Genomic DNA, 16,244 nt, shown 5'->3' on the forward strand with positions numbered 1-16,244 from the left:
GGACGTAGCCAGTAGGATGAAACTTTATTTTCACCTAGCTGGTGTCGATAGCCCCCCCCCGCACAGATACAAGGATGATACTTTACCCCGCGAAGGGAACCAAATGCCGCCTATTATGGCGGCATTTTCCTATCTATAGGATGACATTTTATTTTCATCCCACAGCTAGCGCGGTGGTGCAGGAGGGGGCTTACCGAAACAGCCTGTCGAAATCGGGGTCATCTTCCCAGATCGCCTCTTGAGCTTGGGCAAAGCGTGCCGCCAGGTAGGGCTTAAGGTTTTTGAGGGAGGTGATCTCGGCCAACATCTGATTTAGGTCGGTAATGTCTTGCGCCAGATAGTCACGATGGTCAGCAAAGGCCGCTTCGGTTTTTTGTTTGGATCCCTGTTTGAAGCGTCGCAACACCATGGCCATCACCCCCTCTTGGGAATCGAGATAGTACTGGCGTTCGAGCTCGCGTAACCGGCGTGTGAGCAGCGGGTTGATATAGGCCAGATTATCGGCACTGAGCAGGCTCTCTGATCCAGGCAGGTGGGTGTGAGCCAGCTGTAGCAGAGTGAACATCTCTTTATGTTCCCAGGCGTGGCTCAGCTGTCCCATCAGCTGATTTTTCAGCTCGCGCTGGGCCGGATCGGGCTCGCGATCGGGATGGAGCGCCATCGCCAGTTTGCGATAGAGCTGCTTTAAGCTGGATTTGTTAAACAATGCTTCAATGCGGGCGTCGTCTGCCGCATCGTGGTCGTCCCATGGTACCTGCCCGAACGGATCGTCCTCATCGGTGGCGTGGCCGTCAGCAAAGCGGTCGTCATCGAAAGTTTCGTCATCAATGGATCCGTGTTGCCCATCCTCAGCCATCCGCGCATGGGCCTGTTCGACATAGTCGCGCAGCTTGACCGGATCCTGCACGAAGGCCAATAAGGTCTCATGGTCGTCAGGCGCGTGGCCACAGAGTTCCATCAGCATGGTGCGGATGAAATCACACTGCTCATCGAGCGTCTCTGGGTCCATGTGGCGGGCGGTATTGGTCTGCAGAGCGATGGCGATGACGCTGAGGTCGAGATCACCGCGAAAAGGATTGGACTCAAGATAGTTAAATAACTCGTGGATCCAGTCATGCAACACTTCGCGTTGCCACTCGGTGAAGCTCTTGCGGGCGGAGAAGGCGGTGAGGCGCTGGCAGAATTGATAGATGAGGGCACATTGCTGGCGCTCGAGGGGGTCGATCTCCTGGGTAAAACGGTCGTAGAGCGCGCGGCCATCGCGGGCAAACTTGTCTAGCTTGGCTTGTTGCTTCTCGATGGCTTGCCATTGGCGATGAAACAGGTCGAGGGCGGGGTTACCGCTTTGGTGCGGACGAGCAGGGGTCTTACGTGCTGATGGTTTGCTGCGGGTTTTACTCAAGGGCATAGCGGTCGCCTCCTTATGACACGAACCAGATTGCCAGATAACAAAAAACCGGCACAAGGCCGGTTGGGGTTGTGCGAGTGAGCACAGTGTCAGAGTTGACTGACAGGACTGGGTGGTGGGCAACGCGGCGCAACAACCAGTGAACATGAAAGAGTGGGGTGGCTGATGGGGCTCGAACCCACGACAACCGGAATCACAATCCGGGACTCTACCAACTGAGCTACAGCCACCACAAAAACTATTGCCATCTGTGTCTGCCAAGTGCTTGCCAAGGCTAGCAAGGGTTAGCGTATCGAACCGGGCGTAATCGCCACTCAACACTCATAACCACTTGATTTGAGACACATATTAAATGGCACGCCCTACAGGATTCGAACCTGTGACCCACGGCTTAGAAGGCCGTTGCTCTATCCAACTGAGCTAAGGGCGCTCTGTATCAACAGGTCTTGACGACCTGTCGATGAACATGGTCGGTGATAAAGGATTCGAACCTTTGACCCTCTGGTCCCAAACCAGATGCGCTACCGGACTGCGCTAATCACCGAAAATCCTCGATCAGCATATCGACAAGCGGCGTGCTGAGCAACGGGCGGGCATCATAGCCAAGCGTACGGGCCAGCGTCAACGACTTTTTCCCCCAGTAAATTCAAGTGCCTACTTATTGCCCGCTACAGGTCTGGCGTGCGTCTGCTGCTAACATCCCGGCTAAAAAAATGCGACAATGCGCGGCAGTTGAACACATGGTGAGTGGAGAACGATGTCTGCCAAAATCATAGATGGAAAACAGGTTGCGCAAACGATTCGCAGCCAGGTCGCGGCGCAAGTCCAACAGCGGTTGGCGGCAGGGAAACGGGCTCCAGGGCTGGCAGTCATTCTGGTGGGGGCAGATCCCGCTTCTCAGGTCTATGTCGGCAGCAAACGCCGGGCGTGTGAGGAGGTGGGATTTATCTCCCGCTCCTATGACCTGAGTGCAACCGCCAGTCAGGAAGATCTGCTGGCGCTGATCGACCAGTTGAATGCAGATAGCCACGTAGATGGCATTCTGGTTCAGTTGCCGTTACCGGATCACTTCGATACCACTCAGGTGCTGGAGCGGATCCAGCCTGACAAGGATGTTGATGGTTTCCACCCCTATAACGTAGGCCGTCTGGCCCAGCGTATTCCGGCGCTGCGCCCCTGCACCCCGAAAGGGATCATGACGTTGATTGAGGCCACTGGCGTCAAGACGCATGGTCTGCATGCTGTCGTGGTGGGGGCGTCCAACATAGTGGGGCGTCCCATGACCCTCGAATTGCTGCTGGCGGGCTGCACGACCACGACCTGCCACCGCTTTACCCGGGATCTGGAAGATCAGGTACGCCGTGCCGATCTGCTGGTTGTCGCGGTCGGTAAGCCTAACTTCATTCCAGGCGAGTGGATTAAGCCGGGGGCACTGGTCATCGATGTGGGCATCAACCGTTTGGCAGATGGCTCGCTGGTCGGGGATGTGGAGTTTGAGACGGCGCGCAGCCATGCCTCCTTCATTACCCCAGTACCCGGTGGCGTGGGCCCGATGACGGTGGCCAGTCTGATGGAAAATACCCTGATCGCTTGCAGTGAATATCACGACTGATCATGGTTGGCGATAACCCTGTGATCCCGTGAGGAGCAGGATGCGCCAAAAACCTGACAATAAAAAACCGGTTGCTCAACGAGAAACCGGTTTTTTATTTATCCAACGGGTGTTATTTACATATTTTGTGCTTCGTTTGGCACAATCACAGAAGCGTGATTTCCTTTCGGCCCCTGTTGCAGTTCAAAATTGACGGCCTGACCCGCTTTCAGGGTCTTGTAGCCTTCCATTTGAATCGTGGAGTAGTGAGCGAAGATATCCTCACCGCCCCCTTCCGGACAGATAAACCCAAATCCTTTTGCGTTGTTAAACCACTTAACTGTGCCGGTTGCCATACTTCTACATCCTTTTATTGATTACCCAGAAGTCGTTGAGTAACCTGCGCCAGCCCTTTATAACTAGGGACATAAGCCCATAGCAGACGGGTACAGATTAGCAAGTAACCAATCTAGTCCAACTTTTGAACGAGTCAAGAAGTTGTTAACAATTGATGTGATCTGGTTAACAAGTCTATTGACAAGCTTGTGTTAGACGGTAGTAATCTAGAGGTACCAAAGCGCGATTATGAGCAAGCAGAAAGAACTCTTTGCTAATGAAGAGATTGCAGAAGCAGAGAAAACAAAGCTGCAGCCGCCACCCATGTATAAGGTTGTGTTGAACAACGATGACTACACTCCAATGGAGTTTGTGGTGGAGGTGCTGCAAAAGTTCTTTGGTATGGATTTGGACAAGGCGACTCAGGTCATGCTGAGTGTGCATTATAGTGGTAAGGGGGTCTGTGGCATGTTTACCGCAGAGATCGCCGAAACCAAGGTTGTCCAGGTCAACACCTATGCACGTAACAATGAACATCCACTGCTCTGTACTATGGAAAAGGCTTGAATCTGATGACTTGATGGCAAGTGTGACACCACATTGTAGCTGTACTAGGGGAGGTGCCTATGTTGAATAAAGATCTAGAAAAGACGCTGAACGAGGCGTTCAAACTGGCCCGTGACGAGCGCCACGAATTCATGACTGTCGAGCACCTGTTGTTAGCCCTTCTGGATAACAGTTCAGCCCATGAGGCGCTGAGCTCCTGTGGTGCCGATGTCGAGCTGATGCGCAAGGAGATCCGCGCATTCATCACCCAGACTACTCCGCTCATTCCGCGCGAGGATGAAGATCGTGAAACCCAGCCGACATTGGGCTTCCAGCGCGTGTTGCAGCGCGCCGTCTTTCATGTGCAATCTTCCGGCAATACCGAAGTCAGCGGCGCCAACGTGCTGGTCGCTATCTTCAGTGAGCAGGAGTCACAAGCTGCCTATTTCCTGAAAAAAGCCGAGATCAGCCGTCTCGACGTCGTCAATTTCCTCTCCCACGGGGTGCGCAAGGACAGCAAGCCTGATCTTGGCAGCAATAACAATCCCGAGTCTGATGATGATGTCTCGGCCGCCCAGATCGAGAGCTTTGCCACCAACCTGAACCAGCTGGTGCTGGAAGGGCGCATCGATCCGCTGATTGGCCGTGATCAGGAGCTCAACCGTACCATTCAGGTGCTCTGCCGCCGCCGCAAGAACAACCCGCTGCTGGTGGGTGAAGCTGGCGTGGGCAAAACCGCCATTGCCGAAGGGCTGGCCTATCGCATCGTCAAGGGGGATGTGCCCGAGGTGATTGCGGGCAGCACCATCTATTCGCTCGATATGGGCTCTCTGTTGGCAGGAACCAAATACCGCGGTGATTTCGAGAAGCGCCTCAAGGTACTGCTCAAGCAGATTGAGCGTCAGGAAGGGGCCATCCTCTTTATCGACGAGATCCATACCATCATTGGTGCCGGTGCGGCATCCGGTGGTCAGCTGGATGCGGCCAACCTGATCAAGCCGCTGCTCTCCAATGGTTTGCTCCGCTGTGTGGGATCCACCACTTATCAGGAGTACGCTCAGATCTTCGAGAAAGACCGTGCGCTGGCGCGTCGCTTCCAGAAGATTGATATCGTCGAGCCGACTATCGATGACACCACTCGTATTCTGATGGGGCTCAAGAGCCGATATGAGGCCCACCACGGCGTGCGCTACACCGCCAAGGCGATCCGTGCGGCTGCCGAACTCTCAGCCAAGTACATCAATGATCGTCACTTGCCCGACAAGGCGATCGACGTGATCGACGAGGCGGGTGCCGGTCAACGGTTGCTGCCGGCGAGCAAGCGCAAGAAAGTGATCAATGTGCAGGAAATTGAGTCCATTGTGGCCAAGATTGCCCGCATTCCGGAGAAATCAGTCTCCTCCTCTGATAAAGAGGTGCTGAAGCATCTGGAGCGCAATCTCAAGATGGTGGTCTTTGGTCAGGATAAGGCGATTGAAGTGCTGGCTGATGCGATCCGCCTGTCACGTTCAGGGCTCGGCAACGAGCGTCGCCCGGTTGGCTGCTTCCTGTTTGCTGGCCCCACCGGTGTCGGTAAAACGGAGGTGACCCAACAGTTGGGCAAAGCATTGGGTGTGGAGATGCTGCGCTTTGATATGTCCGAGTACATGGAACGCCATACCGTATCCCGTCTGATTGGCGCGCCTCCCGGTTATGTCGGTTTTGAACAGGGTGGTTTGCTGACCGATGCGGTGATCAAGCATCCTCACTCGGTCGTGTTGCTCGATGAGATTGAGAAAGCGCACCCGGATGTGTTCAACCTGCTGTTGCAGGTGATGGACAACGGTACCCTGACAGATAACAACGGGCGCAAGGCGGATTTCCGTAATGTGATTCTGGTGATGACCACCAACGCCGGTGTGCAGGAGACCCAGCGCAAGTCCATCGGCTTCCAGCAACAGGATTTGAGCCACGATGCCATGGCGGTGATCAACAAGACCTTCAGTCCGGAGTTTCGTAACCGGCTTGATCACACCATCTGGTTCAACCATCTCGATATGACGGTGATCCATCAGGTAGTCGACAAGTTCATTGTCGAGTTGCAGGTTCAACTGGATGCGAAGGGAGTCTCTCTCGAGGTGTCTGAGCGTGCCCGCCACTGGTTGGCAGAGAAGGGATATGACAGAGCCATGGGTGCCAGACCGATGGGTCGGGTAATCCAGGAGCACCTCAAGAAACCCCTGGCCAACGAGATCCTGTTCGGTTCACTGGTTGACGGGGGGATAGTGAAGGTTGAGTTGGTAAATGACAGCCTCAGCTTTGATTTTCAGGTCAATGTTGAAGCTGTTTCCCACTAAGCGTCAGTGATCAGAAAACGACAAAAAACCCCAACCGACAGGTTGGGGTTTTTTGCTGAATTCCTGGCTTAGCGAGAGCGGAAAACAATACGTCCCTTGGAGAGATCGTAGGGAGTCAGTGCTACCGTTACTTTGTCTCCAGTCAGGATACGAATGTAGTTTTTGCGCATCTTGCCTGAAATATGAGCGATAACCACGTGACCATTCTCCAGTTCCACACGGAACATGGTATTGGGCAGGGTTTCGAGAATAGTGCCCTGCATCTCAATACTGTCTTCTTTAGCCATTGAATCCTCTTGATAAGCCACAACAAAAAACCGCTGGATCATGCCGGATTTAAGGCTATGTGTAAAGTTTACTCGGGCTTGGTGTCGATATTTTTCCATTCCCCCTGAATGAGCTGTTCGTGCGGGAGGTAATTGCGCTTGTAATTCATCTTGCGGCACGCCTCCACCAGATAGCCAAGATAGAGCCAGCTCCGTCCGGTACGCCTGGCCAGATCGAGCTGGCAGAGGATGGCAAAAGTGCCCAGGGAGCGATCGGCATAATCCGGATCGAAGAAGGTGTACATGGCACTCAAGGAGTGGGGCAGCAGGTCTGTGGTGGCGACACCGATCAGGCGGCCCTCTTTGCGCATCTCCAGGTAGAGTGGTGGCATCCAGTCACAATGGAGAAACCCGCGATACTGGCTGCGGTTGGGGGGATACATGCTGCCATCGTGATGGCGTTCGCGGATATAACGTTCGTAGAGCAGGTAATACTCGGGTTTGTCATCGTAGCTCAGGACGATCTCGATATCTTTGTTGAGTTGGCGGATCCGCTTCTGGCCACGGCTGGGGCGAAAGCGCTCGCTGTGAATACGAAGGGACTGGCAAGCATGGCACGCCGGACAGTGGGGGCGATAGATGTCGTTGCCACTGCGGCGAAAACCTGCAGTCAACAATCGCTCGTAGCCGTTGGCGTTGAGCAGATTGTGATCCATCAGTACCAGTAACTGCTCCTGTTCATGGTCCAGATAACTGCAGGGATGCTTGGGAGTCAGCCCTACTTTGAGGATCACTTCTTCAGTCATAGGCTGATCTCCCCCTCTTGCCAGCAGGAAGCCAACAGTGGTTGATTGGCAAGGCGCGCCAGTTCTGCTAGAAAACGGGCCCTTGGCCACTCCTCGATACCCAGGGTCGCCAGAAATGGGTTCTGCATCTGGCAATCGATGAGGGCACCGCGATGGCGGGCGAAGTGGCGACAGAGTGCCACCATGGCCAGCTTAGCGCCGTTATCAATCCGGCTGAACATGGATTCACCGCAAAACAGTCGGCCGATAGAGAGGCCATACAGTCCCGCTTGCAGCTCTCCCTCCTGCCAGATCTCGATAGAGTGGGCATGACCCAGCCGGTGCAACTGCTGGTAGGCCTCGATCATGGGTTGGCTGATCCAGGTGCCATCAGCGGTACGACGAGGGGCGGCGCAGGCGGCGATGACTTCATTAAAGGCGCGATTGACGGAAATATCGAATGGGGTACGGCGGATAATCTTCTGCAATGTCCGCCCCACATGGAGTTGGTCTGGGCGGATCACTCCGCGGGGATCTGGTGACCACCACAGGGTCGGCCGGTGGGGTTCATTCCACGGGAAGATCCCCTTGTGGTAAGCTGCCAACAATCTGGCAGGGGAGAGATCACCGCCGATCGCCAGCAAGCCGTTGGGCTCTTCCAGCGCATGACTGGGGTCGGGAAACCAGCAAAGCTCATCATCCAGTTGGGTAAGATAGCGAGACATAAGGCAACGAGGTTCATAGATGAAGGCCATTATCCTGATAGTATCCAGCTTGCTCTGCTTTGTCACGGCGCCCGCCGGGGCGGAAGTTTACCAGCGCAATACCGCGCGGGCGGTCAATCAGGTGGTGTTTGGCCAGGTCGAAACGGTGCGCAATATAACCCAGCGCCAGATCCTGGAGTCCGAGCACTCTGGCTGGAAGACGCTGGGCGGAGCCGTGCTGGGCGGCCTGCTTGGCAACCAGTTTGGCGGCGGTCATGGTCGTGAAATCGCCACCGCCGTGGGGGCGCTCGCAGGGGCTGCGGCTGCCCAGCAATACCAGTCCGGGGGAACCGTGGTGGAAAACAAGCTGGTGGAGCTGCTGATCCGCAACGAGCAAAATGACCTTATCAACGTGATCCAGGATTATGATCCCGCCATGGTCTTTGCCAATGGGGACAAGGTGCGCATTCTCTATTTCGATGATGGGGTGCGGGTCGACAAGACTTACTGAGTTGCGACAGATATTGCTGATTGGGAGACTGTGGCAGGAAAGGAACCCGCAGACTCTCCTGCTGGAAAGTCTGTCGGGCGGTAATACACGGGACTGATGCCCTGAGGATTCAGATAGCCGTCTCTTGAGAGACTATCTTGTCGCGACCGGTGTTCTTTGCCTGATAAAGTAGCCGATCCGCTTCGCTCAGCGCCTCGTCCATGGATACCCGCCCGACACTGATCACGCCGTAACTGGCGCGAACAAAGAGCGGGATCTCCGATGACAGGGGTTGCTGGCGCAGCTGCTGACGCAGCCCTTCAAGACGCTTGATCAACACGGGAACCGTACAGTGGGGCACCATCATGGCAAATTCTTCTCCGCCAAAGCGGGCGATCATGGCATCGGGGAAGAACTGGGTCAGTAGCCGGGTCAGATGGCAGAGCAGTTGATCGCCGATGGCATGACCCCAGTGATCGTTGACCTGCTTGAAGTGATCCACATCGAGCACACAGAGTGCGAGAGGCGTCTGCTGGCGCTGATGTTCTTCAAACCATTTTTGCCCTTCGTTGAACCAGTAGCGCCGGTTGTAGAGACCGGTCAGGTAGTCACGATTGGCTGACTCCTGAATGCGGTTGAACTGCTCGAGCGCCTCCAGATTGTGGCTAACCCGGCACTGCAGCTCTTCCGGCTCGAACGGCTGGTTGAGAAAGTCGTTGGCGCCCTGCTTGAGGTAGCGAGCAGAGAGACCGCGCTTGTCCGAGACCGAGATCCCGATAATCGCCAGCTGCTGCTTGCTGTAACGCTCTCTCAGCATTCGCACCAGACTGATGCCATCGATATCCGGCATGTAGTAGTCGACCAGTACCAACCGAATGTCCGGGTGTTGTTCCAGCATCGCCATCGCTTCACGGGCATGACTGGCCTCGTGCACCTGCAACAGCTGTTTGCGCAACTGAGCCATGGTGCGGTGACGGGAGGTGCGTGAGTCATCGACTACCAGCACTTCGATGGACTGGTTGAGATAGAGGCGGTGCACCAGACTGACGGCATATTGCAGCGAGTGGCGCGAATCCTTCATCACATAGTCCAGCACGCCGGTCTCCAGCCAGGCGGCACGTTTATCCTCGTTGATGTCGGCGGTGAGGATCACTACCGGCAAGCCTCGCTCCAGCAGCTCGTTGACCGCTTCGCCACGGGGGGCATCCGGCAAGGTCAAGTCCACCAGCGCGACCACATACGCCTCGCCCCGGCAGTGACGGGCGCCTTCGAGGGTATCGAAGGCGTCAATCTCGAGGCCAGTCTGCTGGGCTATGGCCTGAGTCAACATACGGCGAATAGTCAGGCTATCTTCGACAATCAATATCTTCTGTTTCATTAGACTCCTTAAATGAGAAAAGGCATACCGACTGGTATGCCTTATATCACATCTTGCGCGCGTTTATTGTGCGTCGAGATAACGCTCGGCATCGAGGGCTGCCATGCAGCCGGTACCGGCCGAGGTGATGGCTTGACGGTAGTTGTGGTCAGCCACATCGCCGGCAGCGAAGACACCTTCAATGCTGGTCTGGGTGGCAAAACCATCGAGGCCACCACGTACTTTCAGATAGCCGTTTTGCATCTCCAGCTGGCCATCGAAGATCTGGGTATTAGGCTGGTGGCCGATGGCGATGAAGACGCCCATCAGTGGCAGCTCGCTGGTGCTGTTGTCCTGGGTGTTGCGCAGGCGCACACCTGTGACGCCCATCTGATCGCCCAGCACTTCATCCAGGGTCTGGTGGGTGTGCAGCACGATGTTGCCGCTTGCGACCTTGTCGTGCAGACGCTTGATCAGGATCTTCTCGGCACGGAACTCGTCGCGACGGTGGATCAGGTGCACCTTCTTGGCGATGTTGGCCAGATACAAGGCCTCTTCCACGGCGGTGTTGCCGCCGCCGATCACCGCCACTTCCTGATTGCGGTAGAAGAAACCGTCACAGGTTGCACAGGCAGAGACGCCTCGGCCCTTGAAGGCCTCTTCGGAGGGTAGGCCCAGATACTTGGCGGAGGCGCCGGTCGCGATGATCAGGGCATCGCAGGTGTACTCGCCGTTGTCTCCTTTGAGGCGCAGCGGGCGCTGATTCAATTCGACACTGTTGATGTGATCAAACAGGATGCGGGTATCGAACTTCTCTGCATGCTCTTTCATGCGTTCCATCAGGGCCGGGCCGGTCAGACCTTCCGGATCGCCGGGCCAGTTCTCCACCTCGGTGGTGGTGGTCAGCTGACCACCTTGTTGCATGCCGGTGATGAGCAGGGGATTGAGGTTGGCGCGGGCGGCGTAGACGGCTGCGGTGTAACCGGCCGGGCCTGACCCTAAGATCAGCAGTTTGCTGTGAATGACTTGGCTCATGTTGTCAGTTCCGGGAAGTGATGAGTTTGCGCGATTGTAGGTAATTCGTGATCCGGGGTCAAAGGCTGGTGAGTCGATTGCATTAATCGTGTGCGCAAGGGGTGACGTGCAAAATAAAGGGATAAAAAACCGCCCATCGCGGGCGGATTTTCACTCATACCGAGCTGGCGAAGGCCAGAAGGTCAGCGCAGATCAGTTCAGCAGGGCCAGGGGATCCGTGTAGGCAAGGCCGTGTGCCACGGCGACTTCCTGGCAGGTGAGCTTGCCCTCCATTACATTGAGCCCGTGCAGCAGGTTGGGATCGCTCAGCAGTGCCTGACGATACCCTTGTTGAGCCAGCTTGATGATAAAGGGGAGGGTGGCATTGTTGAGCGCTACGGTCGAGGTGCGGGCCACCGCCCCCGGCATATTGGCGACACAGTAGTGCACTACTTCATCGACGATAAAAGTAGGATCTTCATGGGTGGTGGCGTGGGAGGTTTCCACACAACCGCCCTGATCGATCGCCACATCGACGATGGCAGAGCCCGGCTTCATGCGCGCAATATGGGCACGGCTGACAAGTTTTGGCGCAGTGGCACCCGGTACCAGCACGCCGCCGATGACCAGATCGGCCGCCAGCAGATGGCGCTCCAGCGTCTCGCTGTTGGAGTAGACCACCTTGGCTGCTCCATGGAACTCGTTATCGAGACGGCGCAGGGTATCGACGTTGTTGTCGAGGATGGTGACATCCGCACGCAGGCCAATGGCCATGCGGGCCGCATTGGAGCCAACCACACCGCCACCGATGATCACCACCTTGGCTGGCTCGACACCGGGTACGCCACCGAGCAGCACCCCACTCCCGCCGCGTGATTTCTCCAGCGCCTGGGCACCCGCCTGAATAGACATGCGTCCGGCCACTTCCGACATGGGGGCCAGCAGCGGCAGGCCGCCACGACCGTCGGTGACGGTTTCATAGGCGATGCAGATGGCGCCGCTTTGCAGCAGGGCTTCGGTCTGGGGCAAGTCTGGCGCCAGATGCAGATAGGTGAACAGGGTTTGACCCGGACGCAGCATGGCACATTCGACAGGCTGAGGTTCCTTGACCTTGACGATCATCTCGGCTTTGGCGAAAACCTCTGCGGCAGAGGCCAAAATTTCGGCGCCAACAGCGATATAATCTGCATCGCTGAAGCCAATGCCGTTTCCGGCACCGCTTTGGACGAAAACAGTATGGTTTCGTGCTGTCAGTTCACGTACACTGGCCGGAACCATGCCTACGCGGTATTCATGGTTTTTTATCTCTTTAGGTACACCGATAATCATGCTATCCCTCGTCTATAGATTGGTGTTTCATGTTGCCAAAATGTTGATCAACATTTGCGCCTAGTATATTCAGGTATTGACAGGATTTGTGACCATAATTATAAAACGACTGGTGATTCTTACCAAAAAATAGCCAAAGGATGGAATAAAATGATGGAAGCTAAGAGTCGGCTAAAGGATTTGGACAGGATTGACCGCAACATTCTCAATGAACTGCAAAAGGATGGCAGGATTTCGAATGTTGAGTTGTCCAAACGGGTTGGCCTGAGTCCTACACCGTGTCTGGAACGGGTCCGTCGCCTCGAGCGACAAGGTTATATCGAAGGATATGCCGCTATTCTAAACCCTCATTATCTGGACGCATCTCTGTTGGTGTTTGTAGAGATAACCCTCAATCGCGGGGCGCCTGATGTGTTTGAACAGTTCAACAAGGCTGTCCAGGTGCTCGAAGAGATCCAGGAGTGTCATCTGGTCTCCGGTGACTTCGACTATCTGCTCAAGACCCGAGTCAGCGACATGTCGGCTTACCGCCGTCTGTTGGGGGAAACCCTGCTGCGTCTGCCCGGTGTCAACGACACCCGCACTTACGTGGTGATGGAAGAGGTCAAGCAGAGTAGTCGTCTGGTGATCAGCACCCGATAACGCAGGTTATGCCGTGGTATCTTTTTTCATATGGGACACCATGACAGTCAGAAACGAGCGGCTGGTCCGCTCGTTTCTTCTTGTAAAGATAATTGCAAATATGGCCCCGTCCCATCAGGCTCTGGCTGACAATCGATGGGCTTTTCGGGGATACTAGGCCCCCTTATTTTCCCTGCATTACATGTTTTCAGAAAGGAGCCGGAGTTTGGCCGATAAAAAGCTGTTTACTCCTTTATCAGGTACACAACGGATCTTCGAAGCCGTCTTGGTCGCCATCACTCTGATGGCGGCTTATCTTCTGCTTGCCCTGTTGTCCTATCATCCCGCTGATCCCGGCTGGTCCCAGACCTCCTGGCAAGGGGAGGTGAATAACCTCGCCGGTAGTGCCGGCGCCTGGCTCGCCGATATCACCATGTTTACCTTTGGTGCTTTCTCCTATCTGGTGCCGCCGCTGACGGTACTGCTGGGCTGGAGTCTGTTCTGGCGCCCGAGCCGTCTGCTCGATGTGGATTACCTTACCCTGGGGGTGCGGATCATCGGCTTTATCCTGACCGTGCTCGGCATGTCGGCCATTGCCAGCATGAACTTCAACGACATGCAGAACTTCTCCGCCGGTGGCCTGGTGGGGGATGTAATAGCCTCAGCCGTAGTACCACTGTTTGGCGGCGTTGGGGCCAACCTGATGCTGCTCTGCTTCGTGGCAACCGGCATCACCCTGTTTACCGGCTGGTCCTGGCTGACCATCGTCGAGCAGATCGGCGCGGCCTGTACCGGTTCGGTCAGCGCTGTTTACCACTTCCCGACCACCCTCGGCCGCTGGCTGACCGGTGGCTGGCGTCAACCCCGCAACGAGGGGCCGGATCCCTTGCTGGAAGGCGGGGTAGGGGCCATCGCGTTTGATGACGAGGAAGATGAGGCTCACACCAGCTGGACTCGCCGACCCAAGGCCAAGAATCAGCAGGCCGCCGCCGAAGAGTGGCTGCCGGAACTCGACGACGATACCTTCGAATTTGATCCCAAGTTTGATGATGAAGATGACGAGCCGGCTCCGGCTGCCAAGCCCAAACGTGCGGTGGCGGCTGCCAATGGTCGCCGTCAGCCGGTGTTGGCTGTGGCCGATGACGATGATGAGGACGATCTGGATCTGCCCTGGGCCGAGGGTGACGATGAGGTCGCCGCGCCGGTTGCCGTTGCACCGACCAAGCCCAAGCGTCGTCCGCTATCTACGCTGCCGCCGTTGCCGAGCATCGAGCTGCTGGACAGGCCGCCTGCCAAGACCCAGATGATGAGCAAAGATGAGCTGGATCGCATGGGCCGGCTGGTGGAAGCGAAACTGGCCGACTACAACGTGCAGGCCAAGGTGGTCGGCGTCTATCCGGGCCCGGTCATTACCCGTTTCGAGCTGGATCTGGCGCCGGGTATGAAGGCGAGCAAGATCACCAACCTCTCTCGCGATCTGGCCCGTTCCCTCTCTGCCAGCAGCGTGCGGGTGGTCGAGGTGATCCCTGGCAAGACCTTCGTCGGGATTGAGCTGCCCAACCGGGTGCGCCAGACCGTGTATTTGCGCGAGACCCTCGACTGCGATGCCTTCCGCGATAGCCGCAACCCGCTCACCATGGGGCTGGGTCAGGATATCGCCGGGGAGCCCGTGGTGGTGAACCTGGCCAAGATGCCGCACCTGCTGGTGGCCGGTACCACAGGTTCCGGTAAGTCGGTGGGGGTGAACACCATGATCATCTCGATGCTCTACAAGTCGTCCCCCGATGACCTGCGCTTCATCATGATCGACCCCAAGATGCTGGAGCTGTCGGTCTACGAAGGGATCCCGCACCTCCTGACCGAGGTGGTGACCGACATGAAGGACGCCGCCAACGCCCTGCGCTGGTGCGTGGGCGAGATGGAGCGTCGTTACAAACTGATGTCGGCGGTCGGGGTGCGCAACCTCAAGGGTTACAACGACAAGGTGCTGGCCGCCATCGAGGCTGGTGAGCCGCTGCGCGATCCGCTGTGGCGTCCTGGTGACTCCATGGATCAGATGCCGCCGGAGCTGGAGAAACTGCCCCATATCGTGGTGGTGGTGGACGAATTTGCCGACATGATGATGATCGTCGGCAAGAAGGTGGAGGAGCTGATTGCCCGTATCGCCCAGAAGGCGCGGGCGGCCGGTATTCACTTGATCCTCGCGACCCAGCGTCCGTCGGTGGATGTGATTACCGGCCTTATCAAGGCCAACATCCCGACCCGGATCTCGTTCCAGGTATCGAGCAAGATCGATTCCCGTACCATCATCGATCAGGGCGGTGCCGAATCCCTGCTCGGCATGGGTGACATGCTCTACATGCCGGCCGGTACCTCCAACCCGACTCGGGTGCACGGCGCGTTCGTCGATGACCACGAAGTGCACAAGGTGGTGGCGGACTGGAAACTGCGTGGCGAGCCGAACTACATCGAGGAGATCCTCTCCGGTGAATCCGGCAGCGAGGGCGGCAGCGGCGAATATGGCGGCGGTGGCGATGAAGAGCTCGATCCCCTGTTCGACGAAGCGGTCGCCTTTGTGGTGGAGTCCCGTCGTGGCTCGACCTCCAGCGTTCAGCGCAAGTTCAAGATTGGTTACAACCGGGCAGCCCGTCTCATCGAGCAGATGGAGGATCAGGGCATCGTCAGCTCACCGGGTGGCAATGGTCAGCGCGACGTGCTGGCGCCGCCGCCAGTGCGGGACTAAGCCTCACCGCATCATACAATCCCTGGCCATGCCCTTTGCGGGCATGGCCTTTTATCGAGAGCGTCTTTATGAAAAGCGTGATGAAAAAACAACTGTTGATGGGTACCGTGCTGCTGATGGCCAGCAGCCAGGTGTGGGCTGATGCGGCCAACGATCTCAAACAGAAGCTGGCGGGGGTGAGCCTCTTCTCCGCCAAGTTTGCCCAGACCGTCTATGACAGCAAGGGCAAGGAGCTGCAAAAGGCCAGCGGCTCCCTGCTGGTGCAGCGGCCAAACCGTTTCAACTGGCACACCACCTCGCCGGACGAGAGCCTGATCGTGGCCGATGGCAAGGATGTCTGGGTCTATGATCCCTTCGTCGAGCAGGTGACCGCCCTCAAGATGAAGGATGCGGTGCTCAACACCCCCTTCGTGCTGATCGCCGGCAACGACAACAGCCTCTGGAAGAACTATGACGTGACCCAGCAGGGAGATGTTTACACCGTGACCAGCCGTAATCAGGATGAGTTGATCGCCTCCTTCCGCATCACCTTCGACAGGCAGAACAACATCAGCCGCTTCGATGTGAAAGAGACACAAGGGCAGTGGAGTGAATTCACCCTGAGCAGCTTTAACCGCAAGCCGGTGCTCGAGGGCAACGAATTTGTTTTCAAGATCCCCAAGGGGGTTGAGCTGGACGACCAGCGCTAATGAGCTGGCTGTCGTTGGATTGCTCGTCA

Annotated in this window: 15 protein-coding genes and 3 tRNA genes; 7 read left to right on the forward strand and 11 right to left on the reverse strand. The window is 56.6% G+C overall.

The features are described from left to right. Positions 1-190: 190 nt before the first annotated feature. From NMD14_08320 to NMD14_08335, 4 genes are all read right to left on the reverse strand, one after another. Positions 191-1,408: a J domain-containing protein gene (locus NMD14_08320; GenBank protein ID XEI34372.1), complete on the reverse strand. Its 1,218-nt coding sequence runs from the start codon at positions 1,406-1,408 to the stop codon at positions 191-193. A gap of 154 nt (positions 1,409-1,562) precedes the next feature. Beyond that, positions 1,563-1,638, reverse strand: a tRNA-His gene (locus NMD14_08325). A gap of 123 nt (positions 1,639-1,761) precedes the next feature. Continuing rightward, positions 1,762-1,838, reverse strand: a tRNA-Arg gene (locus NMD14_08330). Between the two features lie 37 nt (positions 1,839-1,875). Beyond that, positions 1,876-1,952, reverse strand: a tRNA-Pro gene (locus NMD14_08335). Between the two features lie 213 nt (positions 1,953-2,165). On the opposite strand from NMD14_08335, the gene folD reads away from it, so the two are divergent. Continuing rightward, a complete protein-coding gene (gene folD / locus NMD14_08340) occupies positions 2,166-3,020 on the forward strand; it encodes a bifunctional methylenetetrahydrofolate dehydrogenase/methenyltetrahydrofolate cyclohydrolase FolD (protein ID XEI34373.1) in 855 nt (284 codons plus the stop codon). A gap of 116 nt (positions 3,021-3,136) precedes the next feature. Here folD and cspD read toward each other — a convergent pair whose 3' ends face one another. Further along, positions 3,137-3,355 (reverse strand): cold shock-like protein CspD, encoded by a 219-nt coding sequence (gene cspD, locus NMD14_08345; protein ID XEI34374.1) that lies wholly within the window; start codon positions 3,353-3,355, stop codon positions 3,137-3,139. Between the two features lie 229 nt (positions 3,356-3,584). Between cspD and clpS the strand changes: the two genes are divergently transcribed. Together clpS and clpA are read left to right on the forward strand one after the other, a co-directional pair. Continuing rightward, positions 3,585-3,902: an ATP-dependent Clp protease adapter ClpS gene (gene clpS / locus NMD14_08350; protein XEI34375.1), complete on the forward strand. Its 318-nt coding sequence runs from the start codon at positions 3,585-3,587 to the stop codon at positions 3,900-3,902. A 59-nt stretch (positions 3,903-3,961) separates the two neighbouring features. After that, positions 3,962-6,217 (forward strand): ATP-dependent Clp protease ATP-binding subunit ClpA, encoded by a 2,256-nt coding sequence (gene clpA / locus NMD14_08355; GenBank protein ID XEI34376.1) that lies wholly within the window; start codon positions 3,962-3,964, stop codon positions 6,215-6,217. A 68-nt stretch (positions 6,218-6,285) separates the two neighbouring features. On the opposite strand, the gene infA is transcribed toward clpA, so the two are convergent. The 3 genes from infA to aat all read right to left on the reverse strand — a co-directional run bounded on the left by infA (position 6,286) and on the right by aat (position 7,993). After that, positions 6,286-6,504 carry a translation initiation factor IF-1 gene (gene infA / locus NMD14_08360; GenBank protein XEI34377.1) on the reverse strand — a complete coding sequence of 73 codons (219 nt, stop codon included), beginning with the start codon at positions 6,502-6,504 and terminating at the stop codon, positions 6,286-6,288. Between the two features lie 68 nt (positions 6,505-6,572). Beyond that, positions 6,573-7,289 carry an arginyltransferase gene (locus NMD14_08365; GenBank protein XEI34378.1) on the reverse strand — a complete coding sequence of 239 codons (717 nt, stop codon included), beginning with the start codon at positions 7,287-7,289 and terminating at the stop codon, positions 6,573-6,575. Then, positions 7,286-7,993, reverse strand: a complete 708-nt coding sequence (gene aat, locus NMD14_08370) for a leucyl/phenylalanyl-tRNA--protein transferase (GenBank protein XEI34379.1) — start codon at positions 7,991-7,993, stop codon at positions 7,286-7,288. Before aat ends, NMD14_08365 begins: the two co-directional genes overlap by 4 nt. Before the next feature lie 19 nt (positions 7,994-8,012). Between aat and NMD14_08375 the strand changes: the two genes are divergently transcribed. After that, positions 8,013-8,483 (forward strand): glycine zipper 2TM domain-containing protein, encoded by a 471-nt coding sequence (locus NMD14_08375; GenBank protein ID XEI34380.1) that lies wholly within the window; start codon positions 8,013-8,015, stop codon positions 8,481-8,483. 109 nt (positions 8,484-8,592) lie between these two features. On the opposite strand, the gene NMD14_08380 is transcribed toward NMD14_08375, so the two are convergent. The 3 genes from NMD14_08380 to ald form a co-directional block, all read right to left on the reverse strand. Further along, entirely contained in the window at positions 8,593-9,840 is a 1,248-nt protein-coding gene (locus NMD14_08380; GenBank protein ID XEI34381.1) for a diguanylate cyclase, read from the reverse strand. Between the two features lie 63 nt (positions 9,841-9,903). After that, positions 9,904-10,854 carry a thioredoxin-disulfide reductase gene (gene trxB / locus NMD14_08385; GenBank protein ID XEI34382.1) on the reverse strand — a complete coding sequence of 317 codons (951 nt, stop codon included), beginning with the start codon at positions 10,852-10,854 and terminating at the stop codon, positions 9,904-9,906. A 192-nt stretch (positions 10,855-11,046) separates the two neighbouring features. Continuing rightward, entirely contained in the window at positions 11,047-12,162 is a 1,116-nt protein-coding gene (gene ald, locus NMD14_08390; protein ID XEI34383.1) for an alanine dehydrogenase, read from the reverse strand. Positions 12,163-12,312: 150 nt separating this feature from the next. Here ald and lrp point away from each other — a divergent pair, with 150 nt between their 5' ends. The 3 genes from lrp to lolA all read left to right on the forward strand — a co-directional run bounded on the left by lrp (position 12,313) and on the right by lolA (position 16,215). Next, a complete protein-coding gene (lrp, locus tag NMD14_08395) occupies positions 12,313-12,804 on the forward strand; it encodes a leucine-responsive transcriptional regulator Lrp (protein ID XEI34384.1) in 492 nt (163 codons plus the stop codon). A 205-nt stretch (positions 12,805-13,009) separates the two neighbouring features. Then, positions 13,010-15,526, forward strand: coding sequence for a DNA translocase FtsK 4TM domain-containing protein (locus NMD14_08400; protein XEI34385.1), 2,517 nt, complete (start codon positions 13,010-13,012; stop codon positions 15,524-15,526). Between the two features lie 80 nt (positions 15,527-15,606). Next, positions 15,607-16,215 carry an outer membrane lipoprotein chaperone LolA gene (gene lolA / locus NMD14_08405; GenBank protein ID XEI34386.1) on the forward strand — a complete coding sequence of 203 codons (609 nt, stop codon included), beginning with the start codon at positions 15,607-15,609 and terminating at the stop codon, positions 16,213-16,215. Positions 16,216-16,244: the final 29 nt, after the last annotated feature.

Origin of the sequence: Aeromonas veronii (assembly GCA_041319085.1) — a bacterium.
Taxonomy (GTDB): Bacteria; Pseudomonadota; Gammaproteobacteria; order Enterobacterales; family Aeromonadaceae; genus Aeromonas; species Aeromonas veronii_F.

What these genes read in the sequence shown, in the direction of transcription:
- cspD (XEI34374.1), bottom strand. Translation starts at nt 3,355, where the DNA reads ATGGCAACCGGCACAGTTAAGTGGTTTAACAACGCAAAAGGATTTGGG.
- aat (XEI34379.1), bottom strand. Translation starts at nt 7,993, where the DNA reads ATGTCTCGCTATCTTACCCAACTGGATGATGAGCTTTGCTGGTTTCCC.
- trxB (XEI34382.1), bottom strand. Translation starts at nt 10,854, where the DNA reads ATGAGCCAAGTCATTCACAGCAAACTGCTGATCTTAGGGTCAGGCCCG.
- NMD14_08320 (XEI34372.1), bottom strand. Translation starts at nt 1,408, where the DNA reads ATGCCCTTGAGTAAAACCCGCAGCAAACCATCAGCACGTAAGACCCCT.
- lolA (XEI34386.1), top strand. Translation starts at nt 15,607, where the DNA reads ATGAAAAAACAACTGTTGATGGGTACCGTGCTGCTGATGGCCAGCAGC.
- infA (XEI34377.1), bottom strand. Translation starts at nt 6,504, where the DNA reads ATGGCTAAAGAAGACAGTATTGAGATGCAGGGCACTATTCTCGAAACC.
- folD (XEI34373.1), top strand. Translation starts at nt 2,166, where the DNA reads ATGTCTGCCAAAATCATAGATGGAAAACAGGTTGCGCAAACGATTCGC.
- ald (XEI34383.1), bottom strand. Translation starts at nt 12,162, where the DNA reads ATGATTATCGGTGTACCTAAAGAGATAAAAAACCATGAATACCGCGTA.
- clpS (XEI34375.1), top strand. Translation starts at nt 3,585, where the DNA reads ATGAGCAAGCAGAAAGAACTCTTTGCTAATGAAGAGATTGCAGAAGCA.
- NMD14_08375 (XEI34380.1), top strand. Translation starts at nt 8,013, where the DNA reads ATGAAGGCCATTATCCTGATAGTATCCAGCTTGCTCTGCTTTGTCACG.
- NMD14_08380 (XEI34381.1), bottom strand. Translation starts at nt 9,840, where the DNA reads ATGAAACAGAAGATATTGATTGTCGAAGATAGCCTGACTATTCGCCGT.
- clpA (XEI34376.1), top strand. Translation starts at nt 3,962, where the DNA reads ATGTTGAATAAAGATCTAGAAAAGACGCTGAACGAGGCGTTCAAACTG.
- lrp (XEI34384.1), top strand. Translation starts at nt 12,313, where the DNA reads ATGATGGAAGCTAAGAGTCGGCTAAAGGATTTGGACAGGATTGACCGC.
- NMD14_08365 (XEI34378.1), bottom strand. Translation starts at nt 7,289, where the DNA reads ATGACTGAAGAAGTGATCCTCAAAGTAGGGCTGACTCCCAAGCATCCC.